The organism is Flintibacter porci (assembly GCF_041925195.1).
Classification (GTDB): domain Bacteria; phylum Bacillota; class Clostridia; order Oscillospirales; family Oscillospiraceae; genus Lawsonibacter; species Lawsonibacter porci.
In genome coordinates, this window is record NZ_JBHEVB010000004.1 from 234,711 (window position 1) to 259,259 (window position 24,549).

General features: G+C 59.8%; 22 protein-coding genes. 11 read left to right on the forward strand and 11 right to left on the reverse strand.

The features are described from left to right. Positions 1-126: 126 nt before the first annotated feature. Together ACEVJL_RS06130 and ACEVJL_RS06135 are read right to left on the reverse strand one after the other, a co-directional pair. On the reverse strand, positions 127-2,508 hold the full coding sequence (locus ACEVJL_RS06130; protein WP_374737206.1) for a ribonucleoside triphosphate reductase: 2,382 nt from the start codon (positions 2,506-2,508) through the stop codon (positions 127-129). Between the two features lie 179 nt (positions 2,509-2,687). Further along, the gene (locus tag ACEVJL_RS06135; RefSeq protein ID WP_302667152.1) at positions 2,688-3,947 is read right to left on the reverse strand and encodes a chloride channel protein; all 1,260 of its coding nucleotides are present in this window, start codon (positions 3,945-3,947) and stop codon (positions 2,688-2,690) included. A 223-nt stretch (positions 3,948-4,170) separates the two neighbouring features. Between ACEVJL_RS06135 and ACEVJL_RS06140 the strand changes: the two genes are divergently transcribed. From ACEVJL_RS06140 to mgtE, 5 genes are all read left to right on the forward strand, one after another. Beyond that, positions 4,171-5,073 carry a hemolysin family protein gene (locus tag ACEVJL_RS06140; RefSeq protein WP_243142118.1) on the forward strand — a complete coding sequence of 301 codons (903 nt, stop codon included), beginning with the start codon at positions 4,171-4,173 and terminating at the stop codon, positions 5,071-5,073. Positions 5,074-5,233: 160 nt separating this feature from the next. Continuing rightward, entirely contained in the window at positions 5,234-6,076 is an 843-nt protein-coding gene (locus ACEVJL_RS06145; RefSeq protein ID WP_374737207.1) for a Cof-type HAD-IIB family hydrolase, read from the forward strand. A 19-nt stretch (positions 6,077-6,095) separates the two neighbouring features. Then, on the forward strand, positions 6,096-7,694 hold the full coding sequence (locus tag ACEVJL_RS06150) for an MBL fold metallo-hydrolase RNA specificity domain-containing protein (RefSeq protein ID WP_374737208.1): 1,599 nt from the start codon (positions 6,096-6,098) through the stop codon (positions 7,692-7,694). Positions 7,695-7,726: 32 nt separating this feature from the next. Then, on the forward strand, positions 7,727-8,629 hold the full coding sequence (locus tag ACEVJL_RS06155) for a DUF975 family protein (RefSeq protein ID WP_374737209.1): 903 nt from the start codon (positions 7,727-7,729) through the stop codon (positions 8,627-8,629). A 454-nt stretch (positions 8,630-9,083) separates the two neighbouring features. Beyond that, on the forward strand, positions 9,084-10,436 hold the full coding sequence (mgtE, locus tag ACEVJL_RS06160) for a magnesium transporter (RefSeq protein ID WP_374737210.1): 1,353 nt from the start codon (positions 9,084-9,086) through the stop codon (positions 10,434-10,436). A 68-nt stretch (positions 10,437-10,504) separates the two neighbouring features. Here the strand turns inward: mgtE and ACEVJL_RS06165 are convergent, their stop codons facing one another. Continuing rightward, on the reverse strand, positions 10,505-10,699 hold the full coding sequence (locus tag ACEVJL_RS06165; protein WP_008982190.1) for a hypothetical protein: 195 nt from the start codon (positions 10,697-10,699) through the stop codon (positions 10,505-10,507). Between the two features lie 502 nt (positions 10,700-11,201). On the opposite strand from ACEVJL_RS06165, the gene ACEVJL_RS06170 reads away from it, so the two are divergent. From ACEVJL_RS06170 to ACEVJL_RS06195, 6 genes are all read left to right on the forward strand, one after another. After that, positions 11,202-11,822, forward strand: a complete 621-nt coding sequence (locus ACEVJL_RS06170; RefSeq protein ID WP_302667157.1) for a DAK2 domain-containing protein — start codon at positions 11,202-11,204, stop codon at positions 11,820-11,822. A 39-nt stretch (positions 11,823-11,861) separates the two neighbouring features. Then, positions 11,862-12,863, forward strand: coding sequence for a dihydroxyacetone kinase subunit DhaK (locus ACEVJL_RS06175; RefSeq protein WP_374737211.1), 1,002 nt, complete (start codon positions 11,862-11,864; stop codon positions 12,861-12,863). Between the two features lie 12 nt (positions 12,864-12,875). After that, the gene (lsrF, locus tag ACEVJL_RS06180) at positions 12,876-13,757 is read left to right on the forward strand and encodes a 3-hydroxy-5-phosphonooxypentane-2,4-dione thiolase (protein ID WP_110441498.1); all 882 of its coding nucleotides are present in this window, start codon (positions 12,876-12,878) and stop codon (positions 13,755-13,757) included. Between the two features lie 30 nt (positions 13,758-13,787). Next, on the forward strand, positions 13,788-14,108 hold the full coding sequence (locus tag ACEVJL_RS06185; protein WP_008982194.1) for a VOC family protein: 321 nt from the start codon (positions 13,788-13,790) through the stop codon (positions 14,106-14,108). Between the two features lie 134 nt (positions 14,109-14,242). Then, a complete protein-coding gene (locus ACEVJL_RS06190) occupies positions 14,243-15,181 on the forward strand; it encodes a sugar-binding transcriptional regulator (protein ID WP_374737212.1) in 939 nt (312 codons plus the stop codon). Between the two features lie 365 nt (positions 15,182-15,546). Next, a complete protein-coding gene (locus ACEVJL_RS06195; RefSeq protein ID WP_008982196.1) occupies positions 15,547-16,830 on the forward strand; it encodes a glycosyltransferase family 2 protein in 1,284 nt (427 codons plus the stop codon). 45 nt (positions 16,831-16,875) lie between these two features. Here ACEVJL_RS06195 and ACEVJL_RS06200 read toward each other — a convergent pair whose 3' ends face one another. The 8 genes from ACEVJL_RS06200 to ACEVJL_RS06235 all read right to left on the reverse strand — a co-directional run bounded on the left by ACEVJL_RS06200 (position 16,876) and on the right by ACEVJL_RS06235 (position 24,319). Next, the gene (locus tag ACEVJL_RS06200; RefSeq protein WP_008982197.1) at positions 16,876-17,745 is read right to left on the reverse strand and encodes a YitT family protein; all 870 of its coding nucleotides are present in this window, start codon (positions 17,743-17,745) and stop codon (positions 16,876-16,878) included. A 64-nt stretch (positions 17,746-17,809) separates the two neighbouring features. Further along, positions 17,810-18,808 carry an ROK family protein gene (locus ACEVJL_RS06205; protein WP_235398288.1) on the reverse strand — a complete coding sequence of 333 codons (999 nt, stop codon included), beginning with the start codon at positions 18,806-18,808 and terminating at the stop codon, positions 17,810-17,812. Positions 18,809-19,011: 203 nt separating this feature from the next. After that, positions 19,012-20,484 carry an L-fucose/L-arabinose isomerase family protein gene (locus ACEVJL_RS06210; protein WP_235398287.1) on the reverse strand — a complete coding sequence of 491 codons (1,473 nt, stop codon included), beginning with the start codon at positions 20,482-20,484 and terminating at the stop codon, positions 19,012-19,014. A gap of 32 nt (positions 20,485-20,516) precedes the next feature. After that, entirely contained in the window at positions 20,517-21,152 is a 636-nt protein-coding gene (locus tag ACEVJL_RS06215) for a DUF4867 family protein (protein WP_302667160.1), read from the reverse strand. A gap of 11 nt (positions 21,153-21,163) precedes the next feature. After that, on the reverse strand, positions 21,164-21,838 hold the full coding sequence (locus ACEVJL_RS06220) for a YczE/YyaS/YitT family protein (RefSeq protein ID WP_374737213.1): 675 nt from the start codon (positions 21,836-21,838) through the stop codon (positions 21,164-21,166). Further along, entirely contained in the window at positions 21,835-22,080 is a 246-nt protein-coding gene (locus tag ACEVJL_RS06225; RefSeq protein ID WP_110441502.1) for a hypothetical protein, read from the reverse strand. The genes ACEVJL_RS06220 and ACEVJL_RS06225 overlap by 4 nt, the downstream gene beginning before the upstream one ends. Before the next feature lie 21 nt (positions 22,081-22,101). Beyond that, a complete protein-coding gene (gene xylB, locus ACEVJL_RS06230) occupies positions 22,102-23,322 on the reverse strand; it encodes a xylulokinase (RefSeq protein WP_374737214.1) in 1,221 nt (406 codons plus the stop codon). Further along, on the reverse strand, positions 23,282-24,319 hold the full coding sequence (locus ACEVJL_RS06235; RefSeq protein ID WP_374737215.1) for a substrate-binding domain-containing protein: 1,038 nt from the start codon (positions 24,317-24,319) through the stop codon (positions 23,282-23,284). Before ACEVJL_RS06235 ends, xylB begins: the two co-directional genes overlap by 41 nt. Between the last annotated feature and the right edge of the window lie 230 nt (positions 24,320-24,549).

A 24,549-nucleotide genomic window follows, 5' to 3' on the forward strand; every position in this document is an offset into this window, starting at 1 on the left:
CCTCCTTACCCATAAAAAAGTAGGAGCGACGGAAATGTCGCTCCTACAAATATGTTTCTTACGGGCGCAGAGGGGAAACGAAGTTTCCCACAAAGTTCTTTGCCAAGCTTTCTTTCAAGAAAGCGGTCAGACGGCGGCGCGGTTCTGATCGGCGAACTTTTTGATGGCGCCCACGCCTGTGAGCTTCACTGCCTGTCCCTGATCCTCATAGACCAGGGTGGGAGCCTGCCGCACGCCGTAACGGGTGGTGAGATCGGGGCTCTCCTCCGCCACTACCTTCCGGTAGGAAATCCCCGCCTTGTCCAGCAGGCTGATGGCCTGGCGGCAGTTGGGGCAGGTGCGGGTGGTAAAGAGCAGCAGCTCGTCGCTGTCCGCCTTCTGAGCCGGAGTGCTGTCCACTGTGACCTGAGAGCCGGCGCGGCCGGCACGACGCAGGTGGGAATGGTTAATGTCGTACACCTTCCGATCCTTGAACTCCTGGGTCTTGCCGTCGTTCCAGTTCTTCACCGGGCGATAGTAACCGGTGATACGGCTGTACACCTCGGCCTCCTTGCCGCAGATGGGACAGACGTACTGCTCGCCGGTGAGGTAGCCGTGGTCGGCACAGACGGAGTAAGTGGGGGACATGGTGTAGTAGGGCAACTTGTAGTTCTCGGCGATCTTCCGCACCAGGTTGGCCGCCGCCTTCCAGTCGGGCAGCTTCTCGCCCAGGAAGGCGTGGAACACGGTGCCGGAGGTGTAGAGGGTCTGGAGTTCGTCCTGGATGTCCAGGGCGGAGAAGATGTCCTCGGTATAGCCCACAGGCAGATGGGAGGAGTTGGTGTAGTAGGGGGTGCCGTTCTCGTTGGCGGTGATGATGTCAGGGAACTCCTGCTTGTCGTGCTTGGCAAAGCGGTAGGTGGTAGACTCGGCGGGGGTGGCCTCCAGGTTGTAGAGGTCGCCGTACTTCTCCTGATAGTCGCTCAGGCGCTCCCGCATGTGGTTGAGTACATTCTGGGCAAACTTCTGGGTCTCCTCATGGGTCAGGTCTGCCCGCAGCCACTTGGCATTCAGGCCCACCTCGTTCATACCAATGAGGCCGATGGTGGAGAAATGGTTATCAAAGCTTTCAAGATAACGCTTTGTATAGGGATAGAGGCCTGCATCCAGCAGCTTAGTGATGACGGTACGCTTGGTCTTCAGGCTGCGGGCGGCAATGTCCATCAGGTGGTCCAGGCGCTTGTAGAAGTCGGCCTCGTCGCTGGCCAGATAGGCGATGCGGGGCAGGTTGATGGTGACCACGCCCACAGAGCCGGTGGACTCGCCGGAGCCAAAGAAGCCGCCGGACTTTTTCCGCAGCTCCCGCAGGTCCAGACGGAGGCGGCAGCACATGGAGCGCACGTCGGAGGGCTCCATGTCGGAGTTGATGTAGTTGGAGAAATAGGGAGTGCCGTACTTGGCGGTCATCTCAAAGAGGAGCTTGTTGTTTTCTGTCTCGCTCCAGTCAAAGTCCCGGGTGATGGAGTAGGTGGGGATGGGATACTGGAAGCCGCGGCCGTTGGCGTCGCCTTCGATCATGATCTCGATGAAGGCCTTGTTCACCATGTCCATTTCCTTCTTGCAGTCCCCGTAGGTGAAGTCCTGCTCCTTGCCGCCTACGATAGCGGGCAGGTTCTCCAGGTCCTTGGGCACGGTCCAGTCCAGGGTGATGTTGGAGAAGGGAGCCTGGGTGCCCCAGCGGCTGGGGGTGTTGACGCCGTAGACGAAGCACTGGATGCACTGCTTGACTTCCTTCTGGGTCAGGTTGTCCACCTTAACAAAGGGAGCCAGATAGGTATCGAAGGAGGAGAAGGCCTGAGCGCCCGCCCATTCGTTCTGCATGATGCCCAGGAAGTTGACCATCTGGTTGCAGAGGGTGGACAGATGCTTGGCAGGGGCAGAGGTGATTTTTCCGGGGATACCGCCCAGTCCCTCCTGGATGAGCTGCTTCAGGCTCCAGCCGGCGCAGTAGCCGGTGAGCATGGAGAGGTCGTGGAGGTGGATCTCGGCGTTGCGGTGGGCGTTGGCGATCTCCTGGTCGTAAATTTCGCTCAGCCAGTAGTTGGCGGTGATGGCGCCGGAGTTGGAGAGGATCAGGCCGCCCACGGAGTAGGTGACAGTGGAGTTCTCCTTTACCCGCCAGTCATTGATCTGCAGGTAGTCGTCCACCAGATCCTTATAGTTGAGCAGGGCGGAATTGACGTTGCGGATCTTCTCCCGCTGCTTACGGTACAAAATGTAGGCCTTGGCCACGTCGGAGTATCCCGCCTCAGAGAGGACGGCCTCCACGCTGTCCTGAATGTCCTCCACGGCGATGCGGCCGTCCCGGACCTTGGGCTCAAAGTCAGCGGTGACCCGCAGGGCCAGAAGGTCGATAACACTGGGATGGAACTGCTTGTCCAGAGCCTGGAACGCCTTGGTAATGGCGGCGCTGATCTTGCCGATCTCGAAGGTGGCGGCGGTGCCGTCACGCTTTGTCACTTGGTACATGACTCATTCTCTCCCTCTTCTTTCAGACTGTGTAACGGCCCGGCAGGTCGCCGGGCCGTAGTTCGCGCGCCTTCACTATATCACGTTGAAAGGGGGGAGTCAATATATTGAATTCGACAAAAAATGTAGCACAATATCTTGTTGCAAAGGCGCGATCCTTACTGCCCCAGGGGATTGCGTCATTGTGCTTTTTTGTCGATCCACTCGGTTTTGAATTTGGAGTAGACGATCTTCTGCTCGCTGTACAGACCATAGTATCCCGAGAGCATATAGGACACGCCGCAGCACAGCGCATACAGGGGTAATCCCTCGCCTCCAAACAGCTCCAGGGAGAGGAGCAGGGCGGTCATGGGGCAGTTGGTGGCTCCGCAGAACACCGCCGCCATGGCCATCGCTCCGCCAAATCCATGGGGGATCCCCAACAGCGGTCCCACCGTAGTACCAAAGGCCGCACCGGTAAAGAGGACGGGGACGATCTCGCCGCCCCGGAACCCCGCTCCCAGGGTGACAGCGGTAAAGAGGATTTTCAGCAGGAAGGCCTCGGGGATGGTCTCTCCGGCCAGCATGGCGCGGATGACGGCGTCTCCTGCTCCGTTGTAGGTCTGCTCTCCCACCAGCAGCGTGAGCAGCAGCACCAGCACGCCGCCCACCGCCGCCCGGGCCAGGGTATTGGGCAGCACCCGGGCGTAGAGCTTGGGAGCGTAGTGCATGGCTTTACAAAACAAAATAGACACCAGGGCGCACAGCAGGCCCAGCCCCGCCGCCTGGAGCATGGTCAAAGGGGTGAGAGCCATAGCCTCTCCCACCGGATAGCCCGAGGTCTGGTGCAGCCCCAAAAAGCGCGCCAGCAGGAAGGCCACCGATGAGGCCACCGCACAGGGCACCAGCGCGGCGTAATACATGACGCCCACGCTTACCACTTCCATAGCAAAGACAGCAGCGGTAAGGGGAGTGCCGAACAGGGCGGAGAAGGCGGCGGCCATGCCGCACATGACCATGACCCGCCGGTCTTTATCGTCCAGACCGATCCCACGGCCCACCCAGGCGGCTAAGGAGCCGCCCAGCTGCAGCGCGGCTCCCTCACGCCCCGCCGAGCCGCCCACCAAATGGGTGAGGATGGTGGATAGGAAGATGAGCGGCGCCGTACGCAGCTTCAGCGGCTCTGCCTCCCGCACAGCCACCAGCACCAGATTAGTGCCCTGGTCTTTTTCCATATGGCACACCCGGTACAGCAACACAATGGCCACGCCTCCTACCGGAGCCAGCCAGACTACCCAGGGGTGTTCCCCCCGCAGTTCGGTGGCCCAATCGATGCCGAAGTGGAACGCGGCCGCCACCGCTCCCGCCAACAGCCCGATCCCGCAGGCATACAGCAGCCATTTTAAAAAAATCCCCAGCTCCCGGATATGGCCCAGCCAACGCTCTGAACCCAGCTTCATCGCTCTCTCCTCCGTTCGGTGTTTGGAAAAATTATAGCATATCCGCCGGCCATTTGCACCCTATTCCCACACTTTGTAAAAGGAAAGCACCTGCTTCTGTTAAGTCTCTGTTTTTGAGCGGCAGCGGGCAGAGAGCCGCCGGGGTTTCTCTTGCGCGGAGGAAGATTTTGTGCTATCATGCAAATTGTATTCGTATATTTTTTAAATTTAAGGGGGAATTTCCGTGTCTGGGGACCATTTATGGCCCATATTGTTTGGGATTAGTCTGGCTGTCAATGTAATTTTACTGCTCTACCGCCCGATTCTGGCCTGGCTGCGCCGGGATAAGGGTGAGGAACTGGCCGATGAGATCATGGCAATGGTGGAGGAGGGCGAGGAGTCCGGAGCCATCGAGCAGAATGAAAAGGAGCTTATCGCCAACATCTTTGAATTCAACAGCATGACCGCCGACGACGTGATGCGTCACCGCACCGATATGGTAACCCTGGCGCTGGATGATGACGACCAGACCATTCTGGACACCATCCAGTCCTCTGGTCTGTCCCGTTTTCCGGTCTATAAGGACGATATTGACGATATCGTGGGCATTCTGTCCACCCGGGACTACCTGATCAACAAGAGCAAGCCCGATCCCCTGCCTCTGGAGCAGCTGCTCCGTCCGGCCTATTTTGTACCGGAGTCGGTACGGGCCGACGTACTGTTCCGGGATATGCAGAACCGAAAGATCCACATGGCTCTGGTGGTGGATGAGTACGGCGGCACCGGCGGCCTGCTCACCCTGGAGGACCTGCTGGAAGAACTGGTGGGCAAGATCTACGATGAATTCGACCCCCAGGAGGAGCAGGAGATCATCCAGCTCAGCGACACCCAGTGGAAGGTGTCCGGCTCCGCCGATCTGGAGGACCTGGCCCAGACCATGGGCGTGGAGCTGGACGAGGAGGAGTTGGAGCGGCTGGACTGCGACACCGTGGGCGGTCTGGTCTTTGCTCTGCTGCCGGTCATCCCCGAGGACGGCAGCCGCCCGGTGGTGGAGGCCATGGGCCTGCGCATCCGGGTGGAGGAGCTGTGCGAGCGCCGCGTGGAATGGGCACTGGTGGAAAAGCTAGAACCTGCCCCGCTTTCTTAAAAAGAAAGCTTGGCAAAGAACTTTGTGCGAAACTTCGTTTCGCCTCTGGGGCTGCCGCCCTGCGGGGCGGCCCCGGCAGTTCTAAAGTAACATCCGTCCCCATAGAAACAAAAACGCACTGGCTTCCCCCTTCGGGGAAGCCTTTTTTAAGGAGACCACTATGATAAAAGCCATTTTCTTTGATGTTGACGGCACTCTAGTCAGCTTCAAGACCCACACCATACCCGACTCAGCCATGCAGGCTCTGCACACTCTGCGCTCACGGGGCATCAAGCTGTTTCTCTCCACCGGGCGGCACCAGAAAATGCTGGGCCAGGTGCGGGACCTCTTCCCCTTTGACGGCTATGTCACCCTCAGCGGTCAGTACTGCTTTGCCGGAGACCGGGTCCTGCGGAAAAATCCCATGCCTCCTCAGGCCGTGGAGGAACTGGTGGCCGCGGCGGGAGACGACGCCTTTTCCTGCATCTTCCTGGAGGGCGAGGAAATCTACCTCAACTGCATCAACGACCTGACCCGGGCCTTTATGAAAGACCTGAACCTGCCCCTGCCTCCGGTGCGTCCCGCCTCCCACGCCCTGGGACGGGAGATCTACCAGGCCATCACCTTCCTGGACCGGGACAACGAGCACCTGCTGCTGGACCGGGCGCCCCATCTGAAAACCACCCGCTGGCATCCTCACTTCCTGGACGTCATCCCTCCCACCGGCGGGAAAGACAAGGGCATGGACGCCATTCTGGAGCACTTCGGCATCCCCGTGGAGGAGAGCATGGCCTTCGGCGACGGAGAAAACGACCTCTCCATGCTGGTCCACGCCGGCATCGGCGTAGCTATGGGCACCGCCAGTGACGAGGTGAAGCGGCAGTCCGACTGGGACACCGCCTCGGTGGACGAGGACGGCATCGTCAAAGCCCTCCAGCACTTCCAGGTGCTGCAATCCAGACAAGATTCACAAATTAGTATAGAATTCTCCCTGGGTTCGATGTACAATATAGTCACTACATAGGAACACAGGAGGCACGGTTATGAAGCTGTCATTCTTCGGCGCGGCTCACGCGGTCACTGGAAGCTGTCACTGCCTGGAGGTGGGGGGCAAAAAGATCCTCATCGACTGCGGCCTGCAACAGGGCCGGGATGAGCATGACGACAACGCTCTGGACTTCTCCCCCAGCTACATCGACTATGTTATCGTTACCCACGCCCACATCGACCACTCCGGCCGGATCCCCCTGCTGGTGAAAGAGGGATTCCAGGGCCAGATCTTCACCACCCGGCTCACCGGTGAGCTGCTGTCCATTATGCTGCGGGACTCCGCCTTCATTCAGGAGAGCGACGCCCAGTGGCAGAACCAGAAGGGCAAGCGTGCCGGACGGCCTGAGGTGGAGCCGCTGTACACCGTGGCTGACGCGGAGGCGGCGCTGGAACAGATCTTTACTGTGGAGTACGGCCAGACGCTGGACCTGTGCGAGGGCGTGAAGATCCGCTTCCGGGACGCGGGCCACCTGCTGGGCTCCTCCATTGTGGAGATTTGGGCCAAGGAGGGGGACGTGGAGCGCAAGCTGGTCTTCTCCGGCGACCTGGGCAACGTGGACCAGCCCATTATCCGGGACCCGGAATTTTTGGAAGAGGCAGACTATGTGGTCATGGAGTCCACCTACGGTGATCGGGACCACGAGGCGCCTGAGAGCTACACCGAAGCGCTGGCCCAGCTCATCGACGACACCTTCGCCCAGGGCGGCAACGTGGTGATCCCCTCCTTTGCCGTGGGCCGCACCCAGGAGCTTCTCTACTTCCTGCGGGAAATCAAAAATGAGGGGCTGGTCAAGACCCACCCCGACTTCCAGGTGTGCGTGGACAGCCCGCTGGCTGCCGAGGCCACCAAGATCTACGCCGGGGACCTGCGGGGCTACCTGGATGAAGAGGCCATCGCCGTCCTCCATGGCGGAGAAAACCTGTTTACCTTCCCGGGGCTCACTCTGGTTCAGTCCACCGACGAGTCCAAGGCCCTGAACCTGGACCCCCGGTCCAAGGTCATTATCTCCGCCTCCGGCATGTGTGATGCCGGCCGTATCCGTCACCACCTGAAGCACAACCTGTGGCGCAGCGAGTGCGCCGTGGTGTTCGTGGGCTACCAGGCGGAGGGCTCTCTGGGCCGGCGGCTGCTGGAAGGCGCCAAGTCCGTCAAACTCTTCGGCGAGGAGATCGCCGTCAACGCACGCATTATCAACTTTAAGGGACTCAGCTCCCACGCCGACCGCACCCACCTGCTGGACTGGATCGGCCGCTTCAGCCCCGCTCCCAAGCAGGTCTTTGTGGTCCACGGCGACAGCCCGGTCACCGACCTGTTTGCCCAGACCCTCAACGACCGGGGCATTCCCGCCCACGCGCCTCTCTATCAGGAGGTCTACGACCTGGCGGAGAATGTGATGCTGGCCAAGGGCGTGGTGCTGGAACCCAAGCGGGTGTCCGGCGGCGCTGCTCAGGGCTCTCCCGCCTTTGTCCGGCTGCTGGACGTGTCCAAGCAGCTGGAGGCTCTCATCAGCCGCAGCCGCGGCCGTCCCAACAAGGACTTGGCAAAGCTGGCTGACCAGCTGCGCCAGGTCATGGAGAACTGGGAGAGCTGAGCACAAATTCATACATAGAACGGAGACACAAGATGATACCCATGGAGATCCATCGCAAGGCCCTGAAGGACCGGGCCAGACAGACCATGCGGCAAAATGTTCCTCCCGCCTGGCTGGTGGCCCTGCTGTTCTGGGGGCTGACCACCGGCGTGAGCACCATTTCCGATCTGGCCGGTTTTACCACCAGTCTGGCCGCTTCCTCTTCCGGAGTACAGTTTTTCCCCCTGTTCTTCACCCTGCTGCTCACCTTGTACAGCGTGGTAATGAACTTCGGCTATGAGATATGGTGCCTGAGGGCCTGGCGGAGAGATGAGGCCGACTTTGCCACCTTGATTGACGGCTTCGGCATGGCCGGTCAGGTGCTGCTGATGGAGATCCAGATCTTCCTGCGGCTGTTTGGCTGGTGCCTGCTGCCTGTGATCCCTGCTACGGTGATCATTTCCGCCGCCAACAGTCTGGAAATGATGATCCTTCTGACCCAGCTGTTCACCTTCGCCCTGATCCCCTACCTCTATTTTATCCGCCTGCGCTATGCGCTGGCCCCCTACCTGCTGATGGACCGCCCCGATCGGGGCGCGGCTGCTGCGGTGCGGGAGAGCGTAGGCCTGATGCGCGGCTGGAAACTAGAGCTGTTCAAGCTGGACCTGTCCTTCCTGGGCTGGTACCTGCTGGAGTGGGGTCTGGCCATTCTTGCCCAGGTTATCTTCCTCATCCCCACCCTGATTGGAATCTTCCAGAGCGGCGCGACTCCGGAAACGCTGATGACTCTGGTTGCCGGAACCACCGCCGGCTCGCTGGTTGGGCTTCTGCTGTGCCTGCCGGTGGAGCTCTGGCTGCTGCCCTACACCGGACTGGCCCGGGCTGGATTCTACGACGCCCGGATCTCCTTTGTCCCTCCCGCTCCCCCGGTGTACACCTACGACTCCACCCGGTAACTTCCCATAGATATCCCGCCGTCTCGGCGGACCGGTCTCTTCCGGACCGGTCCCCGGGCGGCGGTTTCTTTTTTTCGCCGTCGCCAAAATCCAAAAATTCTTTACAATTTTTAACTTGTTCCGGGCAAAAAAATATGCTATTCTGGAATCCGGTGGAGGAAACTCTGCCAAAATACCGATAAAAGGAGGAAATCCAGGTGGACTTATGCGGACGAAGTACCAATATGGACCGTGATATTCCGATATGGACCGGGACTGTCCAGGCTGCCTGGCTTTCCCAGTGATTTGACCACGCCCTTCGGGGTGCTCTGCTTTGCGCCGCCTTAGCGGCTCCATACTCGGATATCACCGCGGAAAACAGCCGAAGAGTCTTCTTCGGCAGGTTTGCCGCGGTTTTGTATGTCCAATTGGTAGCTTCCTCGCTGTATCAAACCAAGAACAGGAGGAATTTCCAATGGAGAAGAAGATGATGGATATTCAGGCGCTGCTGGAGCTGCTGGAGCGCCGTGATCTGCACGCGCTGCGTGCCGCCCTGCTGGAGGAGAACGAAGTCGATATCGCCGAGTTCCTGGAGGAGCTGCCCCAGGACAAGATCGTGGTGGTGTTCCGCGCCCTGCCCAAGGAGATGGCGGCAGAGGTGTTCTCCAATCTGGAGCCGGACACCCAGCAGGTTATTATCCAGTCGGCCACCGACCAGGAGGTCTCCGCGATTGTAGAGGAGCTGTATGTGGACGACGCGGTGGACATGCTGGAGGAGCTGCCCGCCAACGTGGTCAAGCGGGTGCTGAAGGCCGCCCGCCCCGACACCCGCAAACTCATCAACCAGTTTTTGAACTACCCCGACAACTCGGTGGGCAGCATCATGACCGCCGAGTTTACCGACCTGAAACAGTCCATGACGGTGGCCCAGGCCATCGCTCACATTCGCCGCACCGGGGAGAACTCGGAGAGCGTGTACACCTGCTATGTCACCGACGCCGGCCGCCGGCTGGAGGGCGTGCTCACCATCAAGGAGCTGCTCCTGGCTCAGGACGAGCAGCTTATTGCCGACCTGATGGAGACCGATGTGATCACCGCCGAGACCACCGAGGACCAGGAGGAAGCGGTGGCCCGGATGATGAAGTACGACTTTATCTCCCTGCCCGTGGTGGACAAGGAGGGCCGTCTGGTAGGCATCGTCACGGTAGACGACGTGATGGACGTCATGGAAGAGGAGGCCACCGAGGACTTTGAGAAGATGGCCGCCATGGCCCCCTCGGAGAAGCCCTACCTCAAAACCAGCGTACTGTCCCTGGCCAAGCACCGCATCCTGTGGCTGCTGGTGCTGATGATCTCCGGCATGATCACCGGCGGTATCCTGGGCCAGTATGAGGCCGCCTTTGCCGCCATGCCCCTGCTGGTCACCTTTATCCCCATGCTCACCGACACCGGCGGAAATGCCGGCAGCCAGAGCAGCACCCTGGTCATCCGCGGCATGGCCGTGGGCGAGATCCAGCCCAAGGACTTTGCCAAGGTCTTCTGGAAGGAGCTGCGGGTGAGCATGCTGGTGGGTGTGGTACTCAGCGCGGTGAACTTTGTGCGCCTGATCATCACCTACCCCGGCAACCAGATGGTGGCCCTGACGGTGGCTCTGGCTCTGTTTGTCACCGTGCTGCTGGCCAAGACGGTGGGCGGTGTGCTGCCCATGGTCGCCAAGCTGTGCCACGCAGACCCGGCTATCATGGCCGCTCCCCTGATCACCACCATTGTGGACGCCATTTCCCTGGTGGTCTACTTCCGCATTGCCTGTGCCCTGCTGCCCATTTGACCTACAACAAAATGCCCCAGCCTGCCAGATCTCTCTGGTGGGCTGGGGTTTTTTCTATGTATGGGCCGTTATCGGACCAGGCGGCAGGGACTCATCGCCCGGAACTGCCGGGCCATTGTGATGCACAGGTCATTGTAGTAGTCCAGATAGGCCTTTTTCTGCTGACGCTGGAGGCGCTGACGCTCCTGAAGCTCTTTCCAGGCCGCACAGCTCTTGTGGCAGCCGTGCTGGTAGTTGGGGCAGGTATTCTGACAGGGCAGCATAAACATGACTCCTCTCAACTGGTATTCCGCCGGGACACAGGCTCCCTAAAAAAGCAGCGGCAGACCCTGGGCTGGACACCGACATGGGCGTCCAGCCCGAGATCTGCCGCAAGACGAGGGGGGAGGAGAGAGCAGGCGCAGGAAGGCCTTGAACTCGTATTTCCGATGCTCTGGCACTGACCGCTCATCTTCCATCCTCCTTCCTCGGAAGGGAGTCTGGGTCTATTGTAACAGAGGGGCCGTGTCCGTTCCACGCGGTTTGTGTAAAATGCAGCTTAAACCTTTGTAGCGCCGGAACACCGTTTTGCGCCGTGTGTTACATATGTAACATCAAGTTTTGTTTTTGAACTAGATATTCACAAAAACCCATGTCAAATTTCCTATAATAGGTAGAATTGCACAAAATTGATTGACTTTTGTTACACTCGTTGTTATGATTTTGTTGCAAACGTAACAGGGACACGGGCTAAAAAGCACCGGATCAGACAAGGAGGAAGGACGCATGATTTTGGATCGAGAGGCTCTGGGCGCCATGCTGCTCCAGGCGGCCAAGCTGCTGGAGGAGAACACCCAGTATCTCAGTGACATCGACTCCCGCTTTGGCGACGGCGACCACGGCATCACCATGGGAAAGATCGCCAAGCTCATCCAGGAGCGGGTGCCCCAGTGGGGTGAGGACTCCATCAAGGACTTCCTGGACAGTCTGGGGATGGCCGTGATGGAGGTCAAGGGCGGCTCCGCCGGACCGCTGTACGGCACTATGATCGGCGGACTGGGCGTCAATCTGGACGATGACGCCGGCCAGGTGGACGAGGCAGGCCTGAAGGCCATGTTTGCCGGCTGCCTGAGCGAGATGGAAGACATCACCACCGCCAAGGTGGGCGACAAGACCATGATGGACGCGCTGATCCCCGCGGTGCAGGCTGCCCAGCAGACCCAGGAGGACTGCAAGGCGATTTTGGAGTCCGCTGCCCAGGCCGCTCAGGAGGGCGCCAAGGCCAGCGAACAGTTTGTCTCCAAGTTCGGCCGGGCCCGCAGCTATAAGGAACAAACCATCGGCACCCCCGACGCCGGCGCGGTATCCACCGCCCTGTTCTTCCGGGGACTGGCACAGGGAATCTGACACTCAATATTTTTCAGATCATACAAGGAGGACTTCCCCATGAAAATGAAGAAATTCATCAACAATCCCGAGAACCTCACCGATGAGCTGCTGGACGGTCTGGCCGCCGCCAACCGGGACATCATCCACCGGGGCGAGGAAAACATGATCATCAACAACGCCCTGGAGGGCGCTGACCGTGTCACCATCGTCACCCAGGGCGGCTCCGGTCATGAGCCCGCCATCTCCGGTTTCGTGGGCGAGGGCATGGTGGATATCTCCGTGGTGGGCGATATCTTTGCCGCTCCCGGTCCCCAGGCCTGTGTGGACGCCATCAAGCTGGCCGACAAGGGCAAGGGCGTGCTGTACATCGTACTCAACCACGCCGGCGACATGCTCACCGGCAACCTGACCATGAAGCAGTGCAAGAAGCTGGGCCTGAACGTGGTGAAGGTGGTCACCCAGGAGGACGTGTCCAACGCTCCCCGTGAGAACGCCGACGACCGCCGCGGCCTGGTAGGCTGCATCCCCACCTATAAGATTGCCGGCGCCGCCGCCGCCGAGGGCAAGAGCCTGGAGGAAGTGGCCGCCATTGCTCAGCGCTTCGCCGACAACATGGCCACCCTGGCCGTGGCCGTCCGGGGCGCTACCCATCCCTCCACCGGCGCCGCTCTGGCCGACCTGGGCGAGGACGACATGGAGATCGGTATGGGCCAGCACGGCGAGGGCGGCGGTGGCCGTCAGCCCATGAAATCCGCCGATGAGACCGCCGAGATCATGGTCAATGCCCTGCTCAAGGACATCGGCATCCAGTCCGGCGAGAAGGTCATACTCATCATCAACGGTTCGGGCGCTACCACCCTCATGGAGCAGCTCATTATCTACCGCAAGTGTGAGCAGATCCTGAAGGAGAAGAACATTGAGATTGTGGCCAACTACGTGGGCGAGCTGCTCACCGTTCAGGAGCAGGCCGGCTTCCAGATGTTCATGGCCCGCATGGACGACGAGCTGCTGCGGCTGTGGAATGCCCCCTGCCACACCCCCTACCTCACCAAGAAGTAAGGGGGACCCGCTATGGCTGACAACATCGGCAACAAGGCTGCCCACGACTACCACCTGGACGTCCCCGTAGCCCAGGAGGGCTTCTATGTCAAGGGCGCGGCCCACTGCGATTTCGGCATGAAAAGCCGTCTGGCCCGGATGTTTGACCCCAAGTCGGGCAACACCGTGATGCTGGCCTTTGACCACGGCTACATCATGGGTCCCACTGCCGGGCTGGAGCGCATCGATCTGGTGATCCCGCCCCTGGCTCCCTATGTCAACGTGCTCATGGGCACCAAGGGCGTCATCCGCTCCTGCATCTCCCCTGCCGCTCCGGTGGCCAAGTGCGTGCGGGTGACCTACGACTCCACCGTGCTCTATGACGACATGTCCAACGGCGGCGGCATTGCCTGCGATATGGAAAATGCCCTGCGCATGGACGCAGCCTGTGTGGCTGTCCAGACCTTCATCGGCGCCCCCGGTGAGAGCCGCTCCCTGGAGCTTCTGTGCCGCACCGCCGACGCCGGCACCCGTTACGGCATGCCCACTCTGGGTGTGGTAGCGGTGGGCAAGCAGATGGAACGCACCGAAAAGTTCTTCTTGCTGGCCACCCGGGTTCTGGCGGAAAACGGAGCCAACGTGGTCAAGAGCTACTACTGCGACGGCTTTGAACGGGTGGCCGCCGCCTGCCCGGTGCCCATCGTCATCGCCGGAGGCAAGAAGCTGCCCGAGCTGGACGCGCTGGAGATGGCCTACAAGGCCATCCAGGAGGGTGCCCACGGCGTGGACATGGGCCGGAACATCTTCCAGTCCGACTGCCCCGCCGGTATGGCCCAGGCCATCGGCAAGGTGGTCCACGAGGGTTACACCCCCAAGCAGGCCTTTGAGGTGTACGAGACCGTGAAACACGGCTAATTAAATACAATATGGATAGGAGGACCCATTATGTCCGCTGAGTATATGCACATCGGCATTCCTGTCACCAACCGCAAGCCCGGCATGACCTACAACGAGGGAGCCAAGTTCTGGGTAAGCAACGTGGACGACTACGACTATAAGATCGAGTATCTGAAGTTTGAGGAGGGCACCCCCTTCCCCGAGGAGATCCACCGCAACCCTCACGTGGCCTACAAAGTGGATAATCTGGAGAAGTACATTGCCGACGCCGACAGCGTCATCTGCGGCCCCATGCCCGCCAATGACAAGGACCGCCTGGCCTTTGTCTGGAAGGACGGCGCCATCCTGGAGCTGTACGAAGCCAACTGACCGCTCCCCCTGTTACGTCCCCCAGCAGGCCGCCAGCACCCCTGGCGGCCTGTTTCTGTCCCAACCCGGTTGCGCGGGACAAAAAACTGTGATACCCTGTAACATACGTAACCAAGCAGGAAGGAGGGAGCGGGATGCAGGACAGTCAGGAGCGGCTGCGGCGGCTGGCCCATGTGGCCACGCGGTACTACCTGGAGGACTGGAAGCAGAGTGACATCGCCAAGGAGCTGGGGGTCTCCCGCCCCCTGGTCAGCCGGATGCTCAGCGAGGCCCGGGAATTGGGTGTGGTGGAGATCACCGTCCACACCCCCGGCCAGCAGCGGCAAGATCTGACCGAGCAGCTGTGTGTCCGCTGGTCTCTGCGGGATGTGGTCCTCTGTCCCGACGCAGGGGGCGACGGCCAGACCAACCAGACATTGGCCCTGGCAGCCATTGATCTGCTGGAGCGGCTGCGCGCACGCCGGGTGGGCATCGGCTGGGGCCACTTTATCGGCCAGATGGTAACCGTACTGGAGCAGGAACCCCGGCGGCACGGCCCGGTACAGACCATCTGTCCCCTGCTGGGCAGCGCAGGCATCCCCATCCGCAACTACCACTCCAACGAAAATGTGCGCCTGCTGGCCGAGCGCCTGGGGGCAGAGCCCTACTTTCTCAATCTGCCCGCTCTGGCCCAGAGCTGGGAGGAACGGGAGCTGCTCTGCTCTACCCAGCTCTACCGCCAGACCCACCTGCAGTGGGAGCAGATGGACACCGCCCTGGTGAACATCGGCAACTACCCCTCCACCCCGGATTTCGCCTCGGTGGCCCGGTATGGAGACCTGCTCCACCGCAACCGGGCCTGCGGGCGGCTGCTCAACTACTACTTTAACCAGGAGGGCGAGATCATCACCTCCGACCGGGACTTTGCCATCCAGATCCCCCGGGAGGTTCTGTCCCGCTGTCCCCGGGTAATCGGGCTGTGCTCGGCCAATACGGCCGCCTCCGCCCTGGAGGGCACCCTCAACACCGGCCTGTTTACCGCCCTGGTCGTCCGGGAGGGGCTGGCCGAGGAGCTGCTGCGGGGGCGCGGCTGATGCTGGAAGGCATGGAAAATCTTACATATGAACGGACCGACGGAGCCTATCCACGGTCCGTTTTTTTGCGAAAAAGGAAAGCGAAATTCGTAAATTGTTAAGAAAGTATTTCATAGGTTAAAAGTCTCTGCAAAAATCTTTTTCTTAAGTTTTGTTAGGAATGTACAAGTTAGCACAGGAAATTCAAGGAAACTCAGGCCAAAATGTTCCCGCAACCTTGTGAATTTATGAACGAACTCTTAACTTTTCATTAAGACTCATGAAACAATCTTGTAATATTTTAAAAGCGTGCTATGATGTATCAGACCCAGTACATTGAGTCTGGTCCGAAGACGATAAACAATGATATTTAAAAGGTGATTAACATGAATATGATTCAACTGGTGGAGGCCTTCAACCTCTTCCTGGCGGTCCTGTTCACGGTGGCCTATTTTTACCAGCTGGTCTACCTGGTGATCGGCGTGATCCGCCGCAACCATTGGACTCAGTCCCAGGATGCCAAGATCCATCGCTATGCCGCGGTGATTTCCGCCCGGAACGAGGCAGGCGTTATTGCAGAATTGATCCACTCATTAAAAGAGCAGCGCTATCCTCAGGATTGCCTGGACATCTATGTGGTGGCCGACAACTGCACCGACAACACCGCTGAGGTGTCCCGCCAGGCCGGCGCCATTGTCTATGAGCGTTTCAACCAGAACAAGAAGGGCAAGGGCTACGCCCTGGACTTCCTCTTCCGCACCCTGCACCATGAGGGCCGTGACAAGTATGACGGCTACATGATCTTTGACGCGGACAATCTGGTGGACCCCAACTTCACCGCTGAGATGAACAAGGTCTTTGACAGCGGCAACTACGGCGCCATCACCTGCTACCGCAACTCCCGCAACTTTGGCGACAACTGGATCTCCTCCGGTTACGCCATCTGGTTCTTGCGTGAGGCCCGCTTCCTCAACTTCCCCCGTATGCTTCTGGGCACCAACTGCCACGTCTCCGGCACCGGCTTTTTGATCAATGCCGACGTTATCCGTGAGAACGGTGGCTGGCCCTTCCACCTGCTCACCGAGGACATCGAGTTCTCCGTCAGCTGCGCTCTGAAGGGCCGCCGCATCGGCTACTGCGACAAGGCGGTCATCTATGACGAGCAGCCCACCACCTTCCGTCAGAGCTGGGATCAGCGTCTGCGCTGGTCCAAGGGCTTCTATCAGGTCAACGCCAATTACAGCGCCGCCCTGACCCGCGGCTTCCTGCGTAAGCCTACCCGTCAGAGCTGGTCCTGCTACGACATGTTTATGACTGTCGCTCCCGGTATGCTGCTCACCCTGGTGACCCTGGCCTTCAACCTGGTGGTCTGCCTGGCCTGCTGGGGCCAGCCGGTGTACATCACCAACAAGATTCTGGCCGTGTCCGGCAGCTTTGCCTGCTCTACCGTGGTCAACTTCTACCTGGGCCTGCTGCTCTTCGGCGCTCTGACTGTGCTCAGCGAGTGGAAGCAGATCCAGATTCCTACCTACAAGAAGATCCTGTACGTATTTACCTTCCCCATCTTTATGTTTACCTACGTTCCCATCTCCCTGGCCGCTCTGGTCCGGAAGGTGGAGTGGAAGCCCATCTACCACACCGGCAGCCAGAAGGCTCTGGGGAAGAGCTAAGACAAAAAGAAAGACGGACCGCACTGCGGTCCGTCTTTTTTGTCTTTACAGATTCTCATCGCTGAGCCGATGGAAATCCTTGTTCTGTCCAAACACATGGGTAAGAGGAAATACCTTGATGAAGCAGTCTACCCCTTGATCCCGGATAAACTCCCGCAGCTGTACATACTCCCGGGAGTTGCACACACAGTCCACCTGGGTCTTGGTCTGGCCGGAGTAGCTGCCGGTGACCTGACTGAGGGTGGCGCTTTTGTGGATCTCATGGATGACAAAGGACTCGATGGCTTTGGAGTTTTCACACACGATCTGGATCTCATAGAGCTTGGGCCCCATGTTGAAGATGACGTAGTTCATGCTGTTGACGTAGATGATCTGTCCTACCAGAGCGTAGGCCACCACATCCAGACTAAATCGCAGCAGCATCACAGCCATGATGATCCCGTCCAGTGCCAGCAGGATGTGCTTGAGCTCCACCGCCTTCAGCACCTTGGTTTTGAGGATCTTGGCCAGGGTATCGGTACCGCCATAGGAGTAGCCCAGGCGGTAGGTGATTCCTGCACCCACCCCGTAGATGACGCCGAAGAGCATCACGGCGATCAGCTTCTCCTTCAAAATGATCTCCACCGTCCAGTGGTTGAGCACCCACAGTACCAGGGGGTACAGGAAGGAGAGAAACAGGATGTTGGACACCTCCCGATAGCCCAGCATCACAAAGGTGAGCACCAGGATCAGGAGCATGAGACCGTAGTAGATCAGCGCATAGTTGATGCCGGTAAAAGCCTGCGCCGTCATGGCCAGGCCGGTGATGCCGGTAACGACAAAGCCGTTGGGCAGGGCCACCCAGTTGACCGCGATACTGCAGATCACGCAGCTGAGCACCATGCTGACCAGGGCCGTGAACGAGATCTTTTTCATTGCCATCCTCCCTGGCAAATCGTCCATATGGTACCGAAGTGTCCCCAGCCGGGGACACGGTGGGTCAGAGATCCAGCTCCTCTTCCTCCTCCAATTCGGGCTCTTCCTCCAGCTTGACCTCGTCAAAGAGCATACGCACGCTGCCGTAGATGCCAGCGTCCTCGCCCAGCTCGGCCAGCACAAAGGGCGTGTTGCGGAATGCGTGGAAGGCATAGCGGCGGAAATAGGTCTCAATGGGCTTGAGGATCACCATACCGGCCTGGGCCATCTGGCCGCCGATAACAAAGACCTGAGGATTGACGGTGCAGGCCACAGCGGTGAGGGCCTGACCCATGAGCTGTCCAAAGCGCTCCATCACCTCAGAGGCGGCAATGTCGCCCTTCTTGGCGGCCTGGCAGATGGACTCCGGAGTGATCTCTCCCTCCCGCAGCATGCTGGGCGCCTCGGGCAGCTCCTCCAGCACCATCTTGGCGATATGTACCAGACCGGTATCGGAGCAGTACTGCTCCAGGCAGCCGTAGTTGCCGCAGGTGCAGCGCTCGGTCTCCTTGGGGTTGACGCACATGTGGCCGATCTCACCGGCGGCGCCGGTGCTGCCCACAAACACCTTGTTATCCACTACAATGCCGCTGCCGACGCCCACGCCCAGGGTCACCATCACGGCGCTGTTGTTCCACTGGGCACCGCCTTGCCACATCTCGCCCAGAGTGGCGGCGTTTACATCGTTGGCTACCTTGAGCTTTTCAATGGCGGGCTCCAGCTCCTGCACCGCCTTGGGCACATTCAGAATGTCCCAGCCCAGGTTGACGCAGCGCATCACCGTGCCGTCCTGGTCCACCGGTCCGGGCACGCCCATGCCCACGCCCTCGACCACATCCCAGGTCAGGGAGCGCTCTTCCATCTTGGCGCGGATGGCGTCCACCACATCACTGAGCAGATGGCTGCCATGGTCCTCCAGACGGGTAGGAATGGTCCACTTTTCTACCAAATTGCCTGTGGTCTGGAACAGACCGATCTTAATGGCGTTTCCGCCCAAGTCAACGCCGAACGCATAGGGTTTCATGTGCCTCTCCTCCTCAATAATTCCATGGTATGATTGGGGAACTGCTTGCTTCCTTCGTCTCTCCACCCCTTAGCGGAGAACTTAATGCCATTATAATATACAACGGTGGAAAATGGAAGAAAATTGCCGCCGACTTGCAAAATAATTTTTAGCCAACAAAAAAACGGGGCGCTGTTTGACAGCGCCCCGTTTTGAATCGGGAATTACTGGAAGGGATTCTCAGTGGGATAGGGCAGGCTCTTGGGCTGGTTGTAGGCGATGTCGGAGACACCGAAGTACTTGAGCACCTCAAACAGAGCCTTGCCGCAGTGGGCGAAGGCCACCGCACCGTGGTGAGGATAGCGCTTCTGGATGAGCACGTGGCGGTAGAAGCGGCCCATCTCGGGAATGGCAAAGATGCCGATGCCGCCGAAGGAACGGGTGGCCACAGGCAGCACCTCGCCCTGAGCGATGTAGGAGCGCAGGTTGCCCTCGCTGTCACACTGCAGGCGGTAGAAGGTGATCTCGCCGGGGGCGATGTCGCCCTCCAGGGTGCCGCGGGTAAAGTCGGGGGTGCCGCCGTTCTCCAGCAGGCGGTTCTGGATGAGCTGATACTTCACCGCGCAGCCGTTGCACATCTTGCAGCTGGGGGTGTTGCCGCAGTGGAAGCCCATGAAGGTGTCCTTGATGTCGTAGTCGAACTTGCCGGCGATGTCCTCGTCGTAGATGTACTTGGGCACGGAGTTGTTGATGTCCAGCAGGGTGATGGCGTCACCGGTGATGCAGGCGCCAATGTACTCGCTCAAAGCGCCGTAGATATCCACCTCGCAGGCCACAGGAATACCGCGGGAGGCCAGGCGGGAGTTCACATAGCAGGGCTCAAAGCCGAACTGCTCGGGGAAGGCGGGCCAGCACTTGTCGGCAAAGGCCACATACTTCCGGGCGCCCTTGTGCTGCTCGGCCCAATCCAGCAGAGTCAGCTCAAACTGAGCCATCCGCTCCAGCAGGTCGGGGTAGGTGCGCTCGCCCATCTCCTTCTGCATGTCGTCCACCACCTCGGGGATGCGCTTGTCCCCAGCGTGAGCCTTGTAGGCCACCAGCAGGTCCAGCTCGGAGTTCTCCTCCACTTCCACACCCAGCTCGTACAGGCCCTTAATGGGGGCGTTGCAGGCAAAGAAGTCCTGGGGACGGGGGCCAAAGGTGATGATCTTCAGGTTCTTCACGCCGATGATAGCCCGGGCAATGGGGACAAACTCCCGGATCATGTCGGCGCACTCCTGGGCGGTGCCCACGGGGTACTCAGGCAGGTAGGCCTTCAGGTGGCGCATACCCAGGTTATAGGAGCAGTTGAGCACGCCGCAGTAGGCGTCGCCGCGGCCGTTGATCAGATCGCCGTCGCCCTCGGCAGCGGCCACATACATGGTGGGGCCGTCAAACTTCTGGCACAGGATGGTCTCGGGGGTCTCGGGACCGAAGTTGCCCAGGAAGACCACCAGGGCGTTGACACCGTGGGCCTTCACGTCGTCCAGGGCCTTCAGAGCGTCGGCCTCGTTCTCCACGGTGATGGGGCACTCATACAGGCCCTCGCCGTAGGCGGCGACGATATTCTGGCGGCGCTGGGTGGACAGGGCGATGGGGAAGCAGTCGCGGGACACAGCAATGATGCCCAGCTTGACCTCAGGAATATTGGCAAACATGATAATCAGACCTCTCTTTTCAAATCTACCGCTTACAGATCCGCGGCAATATCCACATTGATACCATCCAGCCGCACGGGAGCGCCCTGAGCGGCCTCGCTGCTGTCGGCGTGGGCCAGCAGCCACTTGTTGCAGGCCCACAGGGTCTCATCCTCTCCGTTGAGGGAAGTGATGGCGGGCTTGGGGCCGTTGGTGCCCCGGGGCAGCACGATGACCACCTGGAAGCCGGCTCCGGGAGCGGCAGAACAGGGGGCGTAGTGCAGGGTGGTGGCATATACCTCCACCACTGCGCCGGCAGGAGCCCGGAAGGCCTTCACCTTGGCGGTGTCCAGACGGCCGTCTACGATATCATCTTCCTTGGCTACCAGGAGGATAAAGTCCTGGGCGCCGATGTTCAGCTCGCTGTCCCGGTGGTACTCCAGGCAGTTGAGACGGGTGTTGTGTCCGTTGCACCATCCCAGCTGGATGGGCATGCCGCCGTAGGCGTTGGAGGCAAACTGTCCGGCGATGGGCAGCTGCTCCAGCTCCGGCTGGGAGGGGACGTAGTCCACCCCATCGGGCACGGGAGTCACCGACTTCAGGGTGTCGGTCAGGGCGGCGGTGTCATAGCCTCCCAGCACCTTGCCGTAGGGGGCAAAGGCGGCGTCAAAGACTGAATGGATGATCATAGCTTATCACCTCAAGACCGGGAGTTTACTCCCGCAAATTGATTCAAAACACACACACAAATTTTTTCACTCACAGGGAAAAACAGCTGAGCGGCAGGGCCTACCAGGAAGGCACAGATGATAGTGCCTATCCCAACCACGCCTCCCAGGGCAAAGCCCACCAGAGCGAAGGTGAGGTCCACCCCGATGCGCACCGGGCCGAAGGGTTTCCCGCTCTTGTCGCTGAGCACCACCGCCACCAGGTCGTTGGGACCGGTGCCCGCCTGGGAGCGGATGACGATGGTCATGCCGAAGGCCAGGATAACGCAGCCCACTGCCAGCATGGGCACCCGGACCGCCAGGGGCAGGGTCTCGTTGAGGAAGGGGGACAGCCACAGGGTGTACACATCGATGATAGGGCCGCCCAGGGCCATACACAGCACGGTGCCGATGCCTACATAGCTGCGGTCCACCACCAGCAGCACCACCATAATGAGCAGCGATACCAGCAGATGGACCCGGCCGTGGGTCATTCCGGCCCAGGCGGGCCAGGGAATGGCCCGGAACAGGCCCTGGACAAAGACGTTGAAGGGATCGGAGCCCAGGTTGGTCTGAAGAAACAGGGTCACGCCCAGATGGGCGATCCACAGCCCGATGAGCAGCAGCACCACCCGCACCGCCATTTCCCGAAAGGAGCGGCGTTTCACGGCTCCTCCTCCGACGGCACGTCTTTCTTCTCCTGCCGGGCCTTCCGCTCCTTGAAGTAGCGTACCAGGGCGTAGTCGCAGAAGCCCAGACCGCCCAGACCCAAGATGCCGCCTCCGGCATAGGCGATCACATCGCTCATACCGGTATTTCCCGCCATCTGGGCGGAGATCAGCATGTAGGCCAAATAGACCAGGTACAGCCCCACGGCCAGGCGCAGAATCAAACGTCCCTCTTCATTCATGTACGCCCCTCCTTGTTTCGCTTACAGCAGCTGAGGGTAGAGTCCCTTCAGCGCGGGATAGATTTTTGCAAACTGCTCATAGCGCTGCTCATAGCGCGCAGCGATCTCCGGATCGGGACGGACGGTGTCCGCCACCTTCACCAGTTTGTCGCACACCGCCTGCACGCTGGGATAGGCTCCGCAGGCCACCATGGCCAGCATAGCGCCGCCCATACCGGGTCCCTGCTCGGAGGCGGGGGTATCCAGCTCCACGTTGAGCACATTGGCCATGATCTTCTTCCACAGGGGGCTCTTGGCGCCGCCGCCGCAGATCATGCTGCGCTTGATGTCCAGCCCCAGGGACCGTGCCACCTCAAAGCTGTCCCGGATGGCAAAGGCCACGCCCTCCAGCACCGCCTGAGTCAGGTCGGTGCGGCTGGTATCCATGGTCATGCCGATAAAGACGCTGCGGGCGTTGGTATCGTTGATGGGAGAGCGCTCCCCCATGAGGTAGGGCAAAAAGTACACGTGGTTGCAGCCCAGCTTGTCATCGGTAATGTCCTTCTGGGCCCCGGCGTAGTCCTGGGAACCCAGGATGTCATCCATCCACCACTTGTTGCAGCTGGCGGCGGAGAGCATGCAGCCCATCAGGTGGTAGCAGCCGTCGGCGTGGGCGAAGGCGTGCAGAGCGTTGTGGGGGTCCACCCCGAAGTGGTCGCTGGAGATAAACAGGGTACCCGAGGTGCCCAGAGAGATGTTGCATCCCCCCGCGCCCACGGTCCCGGTGCCCACGGCGGCGGCGGCGTTGTCGCCCGCGCCGGCGCACACCACTACGTTCTCGGGCAGGCCCAGCTTCTGGGCCATCTCGGGCAGCAGGGTTCCTACCGCCTCATAGCTCTCAAAGAGCTTGGGCATCTGGCTCTCGGTGATGCCGCAGATGTCCAGCATCTCCCGGCTCCAGCACTTGTGCTCCACGTCCAGCAGCAGCATGCCGCTGGCGTCAGAGTAGTCGGTGCAGTGGACGCCGGTAAGGATGTAGTTGATGTAGTCCTTGGGAAGCATGATCTTGCGGATGCGCTGGAAATTCTCCGGCTCATGCTTCTTCATCCACAAAATCTTGGGGGCAGTGAACCCAGCGAAGGCGATGTTGGCGGTGAGGGCGGACAGCTTTTCCCGTCCCACCACCTCGTTGAGGTAGTCCACCTCCTGGGCGGTGCGCCCATCATTCCACAGGATAGGACTCGGTGTCGTAAGAGCAGTCAAAATCCCAGCCGGCGTTCTCGATCAGGCTGCCGTCCACGGTCTCGCCGTTGAGGATGGCTTTGCCCAGATCCAGGGTAACCACGGCCTCGTTGGCCACGGCCTTGTACACGGTCATGGACTGCTTGCCGTCCACGATGTTCTTCAGGTTGGCCTCGTCGCCGTCCTGGCCGGTGATGATGGGCTGATTGGAGCCAGTGTAGTCAGACTCGATGGCCTGAGCAACACCCAGAGCGGTGGAGTCATTGGAGCACAGCCAGGCGTCGACCTGGGTGCCGTCAGCGTAGTAGGAAGCCAGCACGGTCTGAGCACGGTCCAGAGCGGTGGAGGTATCCCACTTATCGGTGGCCACGGCGTCAAAGTCAGTCTGACCGGAGACCACCTTCAGCTTGCCGGACTCGATGAAGGGATTCAGCACGTCCATGGCGCCCTGGAAGAAGTAGCCGGCGTTGTTGTCGGCGGGGTCACCGGCGGTGAGCTCGATGTTGAAGGAACCCTCGGCGTTGTTCAGATTCAGGGCATCCACGATATACTGGCCCTGCAGGGTACCGACGGTGTAGTTATCAAAGGACACGTAGTAGGACACGTTGTCATTCATGATCAGGCGGTCATAAGCGATAACGGGAACGCCAGCCTCGCCGGCCTCGTTCATCACGGTGTTCAGGGCCTCGCCGTCGATGGCGGCCACCACCAGCAGATCCACGCCCTCAGCGATCATGTTCTGGATGTCGCTGACCTGACGGTTGGTATCGTTGTCGGAGTAAGTAATGATGGTCTCATAGCCGGCGCTCTTGAACTGCTCATCCAGGTAAGAGCCGTCACGGTTCCACCGCTCCAGGGACTGGGTGGGCATGGACAGACCGACCTTCTTGGTCTCGCCGGAGTTGGAACCGGAACCGGAGCCGGAACCAGAACCGGAAGCATCGCCGCCGCCAGAGCAGGCAGCCAGAGACAGGGCCATGGCCGCGGACAGAGCAAGAGCCAGGATACGCTTTTTCATTTCAATCGCTCCTTCATTTAAAATGATGCCGCCGACATTCGACGGCTTCCGAAGTTAGAGAAAGAACTTTTGTAAAAATCCTTTCTCTTTCTGTCCATAGAATACAACAAAACAAATTCGAATGTCAACAGGATTTTTCGCAAATTTGTACATTTAGCGCCTTGTACAAATTGAATCATTCAATTTTGAACAAATTGACAACAAAAAATTCCACCGCCCCGAAGGGCGGT